This is a genomic window from Rhizobacter sp. P1_G5, assembly GCF_056405435.1.
Window position 1 is genome coordinate 1 of the sequence record NZ_JBFUCB010000131.1, and the last position, 11,751, is coordinate 11,751.

General features: G+C 68.1%; 11 protein-coding genes. 8 read left to right on the plus strand and 3 right to left on the minus strand.

Annotated features, from left to right (window positions below; translation table 11 throughout):
- Positions 1 to 501: SirB1 family protein (locus AC1D12_RS11990; protein WP_477840588.1), on the minus strand; the 501-nt coding region annotated here is incomplete at its 3' end.
- A gap of 96 nt (positions 502 to 597) precedes the next feature.
- Positions 598 to 2,154, minus strand: a complete 1,557-nt coding sequence (murJ, locus tag AC1D12_RS11995) for a murein biosynthesis integral membrane protein MurJ (RefSeq protein WP_477825208.1) — start codon at positions 2,152 to 2,154, stop codon at positions 598 to 600.
- Between the two features lie 130 nt (positions 2,155 to 2,284).
- Here murJ and rpsT point away from each other — a divergent pair, with 130 nt between their 5' ends.
- Positions 2,285 to 2,578 carry a 30S ribosomal protein S20 gene (rpsT, locus tag AC1D12_RS12000; RefSeq protein ID WP_047500675.1) on the plus strand — a complete coding sequence of 98 codons (294 nt, stop codon included), beginning with the start codon at positions 2,285 to 2,287 and terminating at the stop codon, positions 2,576 to 2,578.
- Between the two features lie 81 nt (positions 2,579 to 2,659).
- Here rpsT and AC1D12_RS12005 read toward each other — a convergent pair whose 3' ends face one another.
- Positions 2,660 to 3,013 carry a DUF3579 domain-containing protein gene (locus tag AC1D12_RS12005; protein WP_047500672.1) on the minus strand — a complete coding sequence of 118 codons (354 nt, stop codon included), beginning with the start codon at positions 3,011 to 3,013 and terminating at the stop codon, positions 2,660 to 2,662.
- 236 nt (positions 3,014 to 3,249) lie between these two features.
- Here AC1D12_RS12005 and AC1D12_RS12010 point away from each other — a divergent pair, with 236 nt between their 5' ends.
- The 7 genes from AC1D12_RS12010 to AC1D12_RS12040 all read left to right on the plus strand — a co-directional run.
- Complete coding sequence (locus AC1D12_RS12010; RefSeq protein ID WP_477840590.1) at positions 3,250 to 4,437, plus strand: aspartate aminotransferase family protein; 1,188 nt, start codon at positions 3,250 to 3,252, stop codon at positions 4,435 to 4,437.
- Complete coding sequence (argF, locus tag AC1D12_RS12015) at positions 4,434 to 5,366, plus strand: ornithine carbamoyltransferase (protein ID WP_477840592.1); 933 nt, start codon at positions 4,434 to 4,436, stop codon at positions 5,364 to 5,366. The genes AC1D12_RS12010 and argF overlap by 4 nt, the downstream gene beginning before the upstream one ends.
- A gap of 28 nt (positions 5,367 to 5,394) precedes the next feature.
- Positions 5,395 to 6,138, plus strand: coding sequence for a metallophosphoesterase family protein (locus AC1D12_RS12020; protein WP_477840594.1), 744 nt, complete (start codon positions 5,395 to 5,397; stop codon positions 6,136 to 6,138).
- The gene (locus tag AC1D12_RS12025) at positions 6,128 to 7,603 is read left to right on the plus strand and encodes a serine/threonine protein kinase (RefSeq protein ID WP_477840596.1); all 1,476 of its coding nucleotides are present in this window, start codon (positions 6,128 to 6,130) and stop codon (positions 7,601 to 7,603) included. Before AC1D12_RS12020 ends, AC1D12_RS12025 begins: the two co-directional genes overlap by 11 nt.
- The gene (locus AC1D12_RS12030; protein ID WP_477825211.1) at positions 7,600 to 8,508 is read left to right on the plus strand and encodes a polysaccharide deacetylase family protein; all 909 of its coding nucleotides are present in this window, start codon (positions 7,600 to 7,602) and stop codon (positions 8,506 to 8,508) included. The genes AC1D12_RS12025 and AC1D12_RS12030 overlap by 4 nt, the downstream gene beginning before the upstream one ends.
- Before the next feature lie 63 nt (positions 8,509 to 8,571).
- Entirely contained in the window at positions 8,572 to 9,966 is a 1,395-nt protein-coding gene (locus AC1D12_RS12035; RefSeq protein WP_477840598.1) for a Fic family protein, read from the plus strand.
- Between the two features lie 69 nt (positions 9,967 to 10,035).
- On the plus strand, positions 10,036 to 11,751 hold a 1,716-nt coding region (locus AC1D12_RS12040), incomplete at its 3' end, for a leucine-rich repeat domain-containing protein (RefSeq protein ID WP_477840600.1).

Genomic DNA, 11,751 nt, shown 5'->3' on the forward strand with positions numbered 1-11,751 from the left:
CTCGTCGAGTTCGTCGCGCGACAGCGAATGGCCGGTGAACGGATCGATCACCACCTCGCCCTGCGGCATGTGCAGCTTGACCAGGAAGTGCCCGGGGAACGAGACGCCGCGCGCCTGCAGGCCGATCTGCGTGGCCAGCTCGATGTACAGCACCGCCAGCGTGATCGGGATGCCGCGCCGCGTGCGCAGCACCGTGCCGAGGTGGCTGTTGCCGGGGTCGTAGTAGTCGTTGACGTTGCCGGCGAAGCCGAGGTCGCTGAAGAAGAAGTGGTTCAGCCGGCGCAGCCGCTGCAGCGGCACGGCATCGGCCGGGACGCGCTGCTTCAGGCGCAGCGCGAGCTGGTCGATCTCGGCCAGCACCGATTGGGCGTCGAGGCCGGGATCGTCGTCCTGGCCGATCGCGACGGCCGCCTCGGTCAGCGACAGGCTGGCGTCATCCGCCACCAGCGACGCGAAATACTCCAGCACGGTGGGCGCTTCGAACTGCAACGGACGGGCCATTCGACGAGTTTAGCGGGCCGAGCGCCGGGCCGCCCCAAGCCGGCCCGCATCCCCGCGGGGGATCGGCCGACGTACCCGGCGGCCGAGGGGTCGCCATCAACCACGCCGTGCGAACTGCTTCAGGTTCAACCCGGTGGCGAGCAAGGTGCCGAAGTAGACGATCGCCGCGCCGCCCAGGCAGGCGGCCAGCCACGCGGCCCGCGCGCCGTGCTGCTGGCCGAGCGCGATCCAGTCGAGCTTCAGCGAGGCGTATCCGAGCAAGGCGCCCAGCAGCGTGGTCGCCAGCAGCACCCGCCACGTGAAGCCCGCCCAGCCGGCCGACGGCGTGTAGCTGCCGGCGCGGCGCAGGCCGACGAACAGCCAGCCGGCATTGACCAGCGCACCCAGGCCGATCGACAGGGCCAGCCCCGCATGGCCCAGCTGCGGCACGAACAGCAGGTTCATCAGCTGGGTCAGCACCAGCACGACCACGGCGATCTTCACCGGCGTGCGGATGTCCTGCCGGGCGTAGAACCCGGGCGCGAGGATCTTCACGCCGATCAGCCCCATCAGCCCGACGCCGTAGCCGCGCAACGCGAGCACGGTCTGCGCGACGTCCTCGGCCCGGAAAGCGCCGCGGTGGTAGAGCGATGCGACCAGCGGCGTCGTGAACACCAGCAGCGCCACCGCGCAGGGCAGCGCGAGCAGCAGCACCAGGCGCAGGCCCCAGTCGAGCAGGCCGGAATAGGCCTCGGCATCGGCGCGGGCCTGCGCGGACGAGAGTTGCGGGATCAGCACCACGCCGAGCGCGACGCCGAGCAGCGCGGTCGGGAACTCCATCAGCCGGTCGGCGTAGGTCAGCCACGACACCGCGCCGACACCGACGTGCGACGCGATCTGCGTGTTGATCAGCAGCGACAGCTGCGCCACCGACACGCCCAGCAAAGCCGGCGCCATCTGACGCAGCACCCGGTGCACACCCGGGTGGTGCCAGGCGGCGCGGATGCGCGCGGGCGTCATGCCGATGCGCGGCAGCTGGCCGATGCGCGCCAACGCCGGCAGCTGCACCGCCAGCTGCAGCACGCCGCCGATCATCACGCCGACGGCCATCGCGTAGATCGGCTCGATGCCCCAGCGGCGAAATACCGGCGCCAGGCCCCAGCCGGCGCCGATCACCGCCAGGTTCAGCAGCACCGGCGATGCGGCGGGCACCGCGAACTGCTTCCAGGTGTTCAGAACGCCCGCGGCCAGCGCGACCAGCGAGATGAAGCCGATGTAGGGGAACATCCAGCGCGTCATGACGACCGCGCCGTCGAACTGCGCGAGGCCGGAGGCCATCAGCCAGACGATCACCGGTGCCGCGACCATGCCCGCCACGCAGGTGACGAGCAGCGCCCAGAACAGCACCGTGGCGACCGCGTTGACCAGCAGGTGCGTGACCTCGTCGCCCTCGCGGGTGCGGGTTTCGCCGAGGATGGGCACGAAGGCCTGCGCGAAGGCGCCTTCGGCGAACAGCCGGCGCAGCATGTTGGGGATGCGGAACGCGGCCTGGAAGGCATCGGTCCAGGCGCCGGCGCCGAACATCGCGGCGACCATCAGCTCGCGGCCCAACCCGGTGATGCGCGACGCCAGGGTCAGCAGGGAGACGACGGAGGCGGCACGCAGCAGGTTCATGGGGAAGGGGCAGAAGGCGGGCGGATTATAGGTAGCGCCTGCTCACCTCTTGTGTCGCAATTTGCCGAGGCAGAAATGTGAATGCTATACTCGCGGTCTTTGCCCCACCCACCTGGATCACGCAAACAAAATGGCTACCTCCTCCAAAGTCAAGAAGACGGTCCGCATCGCGTCGGGCCGCAAGCGCGTCCGCCAGGACGTGAAGCTCAACGCCGCCAACACCGCGCTGCGTTCGAAGTTCCGCACGGTCGTCAAGAACGTTCAAAAGGCTGTTGTCGCCGGCGACAAGGCCAAGGCTGCTGAAATCTTCAAGACCGCCCAGGGCGTCATCGATTCCGTGGCTGACAAGGGCCTGTTCCACAAGAACAAGGCAGCTCGCCACAAGAGCCGCCTGTCGGCCAAGATCAAGGCTCTCGCAGCCTGATTGAAAGATTCCAGGTGGTAAGTGAGAAGGCCCGCTCAGCGGGCCTTTTTCATTGGTGATCCGGAAATTGATCCCGAGGAATCAGGCAGCCTGCTGGGCCGACGGCGGCACCGGCGCCAACTGCCCGTTCGGCAGCAGGCAGGCCTCGACGACCTGGAGGTCGTTGTCGCGCGCGAAGTTCATCACGAAGTCCCAGGCCATCGGCTCCAGCGCCTTCAGCTCCTCGCTGACGATCACGCACTTCACGCCGTTGATCACGCGCGGCACGCAGTACGGCGAGTAGCCGATGAACGACCCGATGCCGCCCGCCGAACCACCGGGGCGGAAGCTGGACATCGCCCCCGCCAGCCGCTCCGCCCAGTCGCTGGGTCGGAAGGTCTTGCCATCCTTGGTGATGCCTTGGATGAACACTTCGCGGGGCAAGGGTGAGGTCATGCGTGCTGCGGGCGTGGGGTCGAACGGATGGCGGGTCGGCCGGCGGCTATTGTGCCGCGAATATGCTGCGCCGCAGCACATTGCGCGGCCCGCCAGGGGCTTGCGCCTGTGCCTTTATCGGCGTGCCATGACCGACCCTTAGAATCCAAGGCCCCGGGCGGCGCCCCTTGCTGCCCGGTATTGCGCACTTCCGGAGTCTTCCCGCAATGAATGCGACCACCACCGCCGCCCAGCCCATGCCCCACGTGATGCCGACCTATGGTCGCCTGCCGTTCGCGTTGTCGCACGGCCGAGGCTGCTGGGTGTGGGACACCGACGGCAAGAAATACCTCGACGGCCTGGGCGGCATCGCCGTCAACACCGTCGGCCATGCGCACCCGAAGCTGGTCGCCGCGCTGCAGGACCAGGTCGGCAAGCTGATCCACAGCTCCAACTACTACCAGGTGCCGCTGCAGGAGCAGCTCGCCGCCAAGCTGACCGAGGTCTCGGGCCTGACCAACGCGTTCTTCTGCAGCACCGGCCTGGAGGCCAATGAAGGCGCGCTGAAGATCGCCCGCAAGTACGGCCACGACAAGGGCATCGAGCGCCCGGAGATCATCGTCTACGAGAAGGCCTTCCACGGCCGCTCGATCGCGACGCTCTCGGCCACCGGCAACGCCAAGGTGCAGGCCGGCTTCGGCCCGCTGGTCGAAGGCTTCGTGCGCGTGCCGCTGAACGACCTGGCCGCGGTGCGCAAGGTGGCCGCCGAGAACCCGAACGTGGTCGCGGTGTTCCTGGAGGTGATCCAGGGCGAAGGCGGCATCAACGTCTCGACGATCGAGTACCTGCAGGGCATCCGCAAGATCTGCGACGAGCGCGGCTGGCTGCTGATGCTCGACGAGGTGCAATGCGGACTGGGCCGCACCGGCAAGTGGTTCGCGCACCAATGGGCCGGCATCAAGCCGGACGTGATGCCGCTCGCCAAGGGCCTGGGCTCGGGCGTGCCGGTGGGCGCGATCGTCTGCGGCCCGAAGGCGGCCAACGTGTTCGGCCCGGGCAACCACGGCAGCACCTTCGGCGGCAACCCGCTCGCGATGCGTGCCGGCGTCGAGACGCTGCGCATCATGGAAGAAGAGAAGCTGCTCGAGAACGCCGCCACCGTCGGCGCCGCGCTGAAGGCCGGCATCGAGAAGGAGCTGGCCGGCGTGCCGGGCTTCGTCGAGGTGCGCGGCCAGGGCCTGATGCTCGGCATCGAGCTCGACCGCCCGTGCGGCGTGCTGCTGAACCGCGCCGCCGAGGCCGGCCTGCTGCTGAGCGTCACGGCCGACCGCGTGATCCGCCTGGTGCCCTCGCTGATCCTCACCGCCGACGAAGCGGCGCAGATCGTGGCCATCCTGTGCCCGCTGGTCAAGCGCTTCCTGTCCGAAACCCCTGCCACGCCATGAAGCCCGGCATGAGCCTCATCAAGCACTACCTGCAGTTCAGGGATTTCCGCGCCGAGGAGTACGCCTACCTGTTCGAGCGTGCGGGCATCATCAAGAAGCGCTTCAAGAACTACGAGAAGTACACGCCGCTGGTCGACCGCACGCTGGCGATGATCTTCGAGAAGGCGTCCACGCGCACCCGCGTCAGCTTCGAGGCCGGCATGTACCAGATGGGCGGCTCGGTGGTGAACCTGACCACCGGCGACAGCCAGCTCGGCCGCGCCGAGCCGATCGAGGACAGCGCGMGSGTGATCAGCCGCATGGTCGACCTGGTGATGATCCGCACCTACGAGCAGACCAAGCTCGATGCCTTCGCGGCGAACTCGCGCGTGCCGGTGATCAACGGGCTGACCAACGAGTACCACCCGTGCCAGATCCTGGCCGACATCTTCACGTACATCGAGCACCGCGGCAGCATCGCGGGCAAGGTGGTGGCCTGGGTCGGCGACGGCAACAACATGGCCAGCACCTGGCTGCAGGCGGCGAGCATCCTCGGCTTCACGCTGCACGTCAGCACGCCGTCGGGCTACGAGGTCGACGCGAAGGCCGCCGGCGTCAGCGATACCGGCTGCATCAAGGTCTTCAAGGATCCGCTCGAGGCCTGCCGCGGCGCGCACCTGGTGACCACCGACGTGTGGACCAGCATGGGCTACGAGGCCGAGAACGAGGCCCGCATGAAGGCCTTCGCCGACTGGTGCGTCGACCGCGAGATGATGGCCGCGGCGCAGCCCGATGCGCTCTTCATGCACTGCCTGCCGGCGCACCGCGGCGAGGAGGTCGAGGCCGACGTGATCGACGGCCCGCAATCGGTCGTCTGGGACGAGGCCGAGAACCGCATGCACGTCCAGAAGGCCTTGATGGAGTACCTGCTGCTGGGCCGCATCGGCTGATGCCGACCGGCCCGCGGCACGCGACCGCATGAAGCTCGCCCTGATCACCGACCTGCATGCCAACCGCGAGGCCGTCGAGGCCGTGCTCGCGCATGCGCAATCGCAGGGTGCGCAGCAGCACGTGTTCCTCGGCGACTACGTCGGCTACGGTGCCGAGCCGGGCTGGGTGGTCGACTGCGTGCAGGCCCRCGTGGCCGGCGGCGCGATCGCGGTGATGGGCAACCACGACGCGGCCGCGGTGCAGGGCGCGCAGCCGACGATGGTGCCCGACGCGCGCGATGCCGCCGCCTGGACGCACGAACGGCTGACCCCGCCGCAGCTCGACTTCCTGGCGAAGCTGCCGCTCACCGCGCGCGATGCCGACCGCCTCTACGTGCATGCCAACGCGCATGCGCCTGCCGCGTGGGGCTACGTCACCGGCCGGCTCGACGCGGTGCGCAGCCTGYACGCCACCGACGCGCGCATCACCTTCTGCGGCCATGTGCACGAGCCGCTGCTGTTCCACCTGTCGGGCACCGGCAAGGTCGGCGATTTCACGCCGGTGCCGGGCGTGCCGATCCCGCTGTCGCCGCAGCGGCAGTGGCTGGTGATCCCCGGCTCGTCCGGCCAGCCGCGCGACGGCAACCCGGCCGCCGCCTATGCCACCTTCGACACCGTCAGTGGCGACCTGACCTACCACCGCGTGCCGTACGACCATGAGGCCGCGAGCGCCAAGGTGCGTGCCGCCGGCCTGCCCGAACGCCTCGCCCAGCGCCTGATCGATGGACACTGAGGCCGGGCCCGCGAAGCCCTCGTCGCGCCTGGCCGCCGGCCAGGTCATCGACGGCTTCCGGCTCGACGCCCACCTGCACCAGGGCGGCATGGCCAACCTGTGGGCCGTGACGCGGCTCGACAGCGACGACCCGCTGCCGCTGATCATGAAGGTGCCGCGCATCAAGGGCGGCGAGGATCCGACCAGCATCGTCGGCTTCGAGGTCGAGCAGATGATCCTGCCGTCGCTCGCCGGCGTGCATGTGCCGAAGTTCATCGCCAAGGGCGACTTCACCGGGCAGCCGTTCATCGTGATGGAGCGGCTGGCGGGCGATTCGCTGCGCCGGCGCTTCGACGATGCGCCGCTGCCGATCGCCGAGGTGGTGAATGTCGGCGCGCTCGTCGCGACCGCGCTGCACGACCTGCACCRCCAGCACGTGGTGCACCTCGACGTGAAGCCGAGCAACATCATGTTCCGCAAGGCGCCGGACGGCTCCCGCAGCGATGCCGTGCTGGTCGACTTCGGCCTGTCGCGCCACGACTTCCTGCCGGACCTGCTCGACGAGGAGTTCGAGCTGCCGATGGGCACCGGCCCGTACATGTCGCCGGAACAGGTGCAGTTCATCCGCAACGACCCGCGCAGCGACCTGTTCGCGCTCGGCGTGCTGCTGTACCACCTGCTGACCGGCGAGCGCCCGTTCGGCGCACCCACCAGCGTGCGCGGGCTGCGCCAGCGGCTGTACCAGGATCCGCTGCCACCGCTCGCGTGGCGGCCCGACTGCCCGCCGTGGCTGCAGGAGCTGGTGCTGCGCTGCCTGGAGGTGCAACCCGACAAGCGGCACCAGAGCGCCGCGCAACTCGCCTTCGAGCTGCAGAACCCGGAGCAGGTGGTGCTGACCGAGCGTGCGACGCGGCGCTCGCGCAGCGGCCGCGTGCAGACGCTGCGGCGCTGGTTCGCCGCGCTGGGTGCGGAACCGGCCGAGCGCGGCAATGCGGCCGGGCAGGCGGCGCGCAGCCCGATCCTGCTGGCGGCGGTGGATGTCGCGAATGCCGAGCCGGCGCTGCTCGAGGCGGTGCGCGACACGGTGCAGCGGCTGCTGCACACCGAGCCCGGCGCGCGCCTCGCGTGCCTGGCGGTGCTGAAGATCAACCGCATCGGCATGGACGAGCTGCTCGACAAGGACGGCGGCAGCAAGCACGTGGGCCTGCTGGTGCAGCTGAAGCACTGGGCGCGCCCGCTGCTGCAGGACCTGGAGGCCACGCGCCCCGAGCAGGCCGGGCGCGTGACCTTCCATGTGCTGGAGGCGCCTGATGCCGCGACCGCGATCGTCGACTACGCGCGCAAGAACCAGGTCGACCACATCGTGATGGGCGCGCGCAGCAGCGGCGGGCTGCGCCGCTACCTGGGCAGCGTGTCGGCCGAGGTGGTGGCGCAGTCGGACTGCACGGTGACGGTGGTGCGCAGCTTGCTTCGGCCTGCGCCATGAGCCACCCTGCCCCGGATCCCCGCTTCGGCCCGCTGCGCACGCACGGCCGCTTCGACTACTCGCCGATCACGCAGCGGCCGGATTTCCGCTGGCCCAACCGGCAGCGGCTCGCGGTGTACCTGGGCTTCAACCTGGAAGACTTCGCGTTCGGCGAAGGGCTGGGGGCATCGCTCGGCCCGGCGTCGCCGCACCCCGACGTGCTGAACCACAGCTGGCGCGAGTACGGCAACCGCGTCGGCGCGTGGCGCTGCCTGGAGCTGTTCGACCAGCTCGCGATGCCGGCCGGCGTGATCCTGAACACCGCGCTGTACGAGCTGAGCGCGCCGCTGGTGGATGCCTTCGTGCAGCGCGGCGACGAGATGATCGCGCACGGCCACACCAACTCGGTCCGCCAGGGCACGCTGCCCGAGGCCGACGAGCGCGCGCTGATCGAGCACTGCCGCGACACGATGACGCGCCGCCATGCGCTCGCGCCGCGCGGCTGGCTGTCGCCGTGGATCTCGGAAAGCCACGTCACGCCCGACCTGCTGGCCGAGGCCGGTTTCCACTACACGCTGAACTGGTGCCACGACGACCAGCCGGTGCGCCTGCGCACGCGCGGCGGCGGCTCGCTGTGGTCGGTGCCCTACCCGCAGGAGCTGAACGACATCCCGATGGTGATCGCGCGGCAGATGGACGCGAAGGACTTCGCGCAGATGATCGTCGACCAGTTCGACGAGATGCTGGAGCAGTCGCAGCGCCAGCCGCTGGTGATGGGCATCGCGCTGCACCCGTACATCGTCGGCCAGCCGTACCGGCTGCGCCACCTGCGGCGCGCGCTGCGGCACGTGATGGACCACCACCGCGAGATCTGGGTCACGACGCCGGGGGCGATCGTGTCGGCGATGGAGGAGATGGCGCGATAAACGGCTTGCGCGCCACTTCGAGTGGCGCAATACTGGCGCGATTCCTCGCCGGATTTGACGCGAATGCCACGAATCACGCCACAACATGAGTTCGATCGTCTGGTCGCGCTGATTGCCGCGCATCCCGCCGGCATCGGTGTTGACGCGCTATCCCAGGCGTTGGGTGAGCAGACCAAGCGCCGAACCCTGCAGCGCCGACTGGCTGCGCTCGTCGAACAGAAGCGCCTCGAGGTGCAGGGAGATGCGCGGTCGACGCGCTACCTGGCTCGGCCCGTCGGGGTCACGGAACCTCCTCCCACCTACGGCCATACCGACAGGTCCCGCGCCATCGCCGCGRCCACTGCGTCCATATCCCCGGAAGGCGAAGAGATCCGGGCGTACATCCGCCAACCGCGCCTGCAGCGCCGGCGGGTGGGCTACAACGTCGAGTTCCTGGAGCACTACCTCCCCAACCAGACGGTCTACCTGCCGCAAGGCTTGCGCGACCGATTGCATGCGATGGGGCAATCTCCCTCGGAGCAGGCGCCGGCCGGGACGTTTGCGAAGGACATCCTCGCCCGGCTGCTGATCGACCTGTCGTGGGCTTCCTCCCGGCTGGAAGGCAACACCTACAGCCGCCTCGACACCGAGCGGCTGATCGCGTTCGGCCAGGCGGCCGAAGGCAAGGACGCGCAGGAAACCAAGATGATCCTCAACCACAAGGAGGCCATCGAGTACCTGGTGGGAGACCCGGCGCACGCGGGCATGACGCCGCACACGCTCATCACGCTGCACGCGCTCCTGTCGGACGGCCTGATGGCCGACCCGACGGCCGTGGGCCGCATCCGCCGCCGCGCCGTCGGGATCGGCGGCAGCGTGTACCAGCCGCCGGGGCCACCACAGCCCTTGGAGGCCCTGTTCGACATCGTCGTGCAGACGGCCGCGGAGATCCGGGATCCCTTCGAGCAGGCCTTCTTCCTGATGGTGCACGTGCCCTACCTGCAACCCTTCGAGGACGTGAACAAGCGCGTGTCCCGGCTGGCCGCCAACATCCCGTTCATCCGCCACAACCTGTGCCCGCTGTCGTTCATCGACGTACCGCAGCAGGACTACGTGGACGCGATGCTCGGCGTCTATGAACTGAACCGCATCGAACTGCTGCGCGACGTCTTCGCCTCGGCCTACGGCTCTTCGTGCCAGCACTATGTCGCGGTCACGCGGGACCTGGTCCCGCCCGATGTCTTCCGGCTTCGCTACCGCAAGGCATTGGGCGAGGCCATCGCGGCCATCGTTCGGGGCGGCGACGCGGTCGACGAAGCGACGGTGCGCGCCAGGATTCCTTCAACGGTGGCCCTGGAAGACCGGGAGCATTTCGTCACGCTGGTGCTCACCGAGTTCAAGAGCCTGCATGCCGGCAATGCGGTTCGCTTCGGCCTGCGGCCGCTGGAGTTCGCGGCGTGGGAAGGACGGATCGAATAGCGCAAGCGCTGGCTGGAACCATTTCGATGGCGGCTGTCACCCACGCCCTGTCATCAATCAGGGGGCGCCATGCTGCTCATCACGAAGGTTGCACGCGAAAGCCGCTTGGACGCACGCCCGCGGGGCGGCGCCGCGACAACTCTCGTCACGCAAGGCCAGTCGCTGACCACCAAGCTGCACGACAAGGGCATCGACATCTCTGCCGCCGATCAAACCACGCGTGCCAGGTACGAGGCGATTGACAAGCATCGGCCGACCTTGCATCCCGCGTGCGCGCTGTGGTTCGCCCAGCAATGCCTCGCTCGAGGCGACAAGGATCTCTTTTGTGAGGTCGTGACGACATTCCGGCTCAAGCGCCTGCATGGCATCGTCGAGAACGCGAGCATCGTTGCCGAGAGTCTGAAAGACCTGCCAAGCGTTCATCAGATCGAATTCGCGCAAGGATGCGTTTTCACCGAAGCGTGCGTCGACGGGCTGCACACTGCCTTGTCTCAACGCCGCGAGGCCCCCCCCTTCGAACTGAATCTGCACGGCTGCGCGATCGAGTTCTCCGGCCTGAAAGCACTGGCCGCCGCTCTGCCCTCCATGACGTCGCTGGCCATGCTGAGCATCTCGAAGCCCGTCCTGTCCGGCGAGCCTTGCGACACCGGGCTCGGCCCCGCCATTGGCGACAGTCCGCACCTGCTTGCCTTCAAACTCGACGTACCTGCCGTGACACAAAAGGCCGCCGAGGCGATCGGCAAAGGCATCCGGCAGAACCGATCCCTCATCGAAGTGCACTTCTGCACCGATGCATCGATCGAGTGCCCGCAATGGCTGATGGCCGAACTGGCCCGCCCGGATGCAATCGATCCGACGCGTCCGGGCCTGGCCGCGCCGGCCCTGGCAACCCTCGTGTTGGTCGGAGATCGCGGCAAACACATCACTCTCGTGTTCCCGGAGGCCTGCACCGAGCATTTGGCCAAGGTCGTCGACAACAACCCATTGCTGACGCGGGTTCGGATCGAACCTTTCATGGAGTTCCACGAACCTCGGACATGCCTGGGCTTGTTCGCCATCTGCAAGGCGCGGCCTATATGCCTCGACATCCATTTGGTCTTCAACGGCAACTTCCCCAGAGCGTATCCAAAAATGAAGGACACCGACCCCAGGTACGTCGGAATGGAGAAGCCGCTCAGGCCGACTCTGAACTTCCTTCGCCGGACGAGTCCTGCCCCCCTCTTGCGCCCGGAACTGGCACGACAGGGGTCCGCGACCGTCCTCGCGGCCTTGTTGCCCCTGGGTGGATTGGCGGCGGATCTGTGCCCGCTCATCGCCGGCCACGTGTCGGACCAGCGCACGCTCACCGCGCTGCGCTGCATCAACAATGCGGCCGTGAAAGCGACCCGGCGATTCCACCGAGCGTTTCAAGTGGACCTCGTGAAGAGCCTGCCCCATTCGTTCGGTGACATCGAGTTTGCACACCACGTGATGGGGCCGCCATTGGCGGGCTTGTCGATGAGCGATTCTCGGCGAGCCACGTTGCAGTCGTCGATCGATACGCGGCCCGATGCTGTGCGGCTGAAGGCGCTGATGGACAGTGAAGGGCAGCGCATGCTGGGAAATTGGAAAGAGCAGGAACTCTTGTTGACCAACTACCACTTTACCGAGCAGCTCCAGCATGATCATGCAAGGCTGGAGGCTTTCCGCAGGTTCTTCCCCCAACTCAAAGGGAAATCGGGAGACATCTCCATGCGGCACTTGTCTTTCGAGGTCGGCCTTCTGAAAACAGGAGAAGACTTCAAG

Excerpts from the sequence above, each read along its gene's own strand:
- murJ (WP_477825208.1), bottom strand. The coding sequence starts at position 2,154 with ATGAACCTGCTGCGTGCCGCCTCCGTCGTCTCCCTGCTGACCCTGGCG.
- rpsT (WP_047500675.1), top strand. The coding sequence starts at position 2,285 with ATGGCTACCTCCTCCAAAGTCAAGAAGACGGTCCGCATCGCGTCGGGC.
- AC1D12_RS12005 (WP_047500672.1), bottom strand. The coding sequence starts at position 3,013 with ATGACCTCACCCTTGCCCCGCGAAGTGTTCATCCAAGGCATCACCAAG.
- AC1D12_RS12010 (WP_477840590.1), top strand. The coding sequence starts at position 3,250 with ATGCCCCACGTGATGCCGACCTATGGTCGCCTGCCGTTCGCGTTGTCG.
- AC1D12_RS12030 (WP_477825211.1), top strand. The coding sequence starts at position 7,600 with ATGAGCCACCCTGCCCCGGATCCCCGCTTCGGCCCGCTGCGCACGCAC.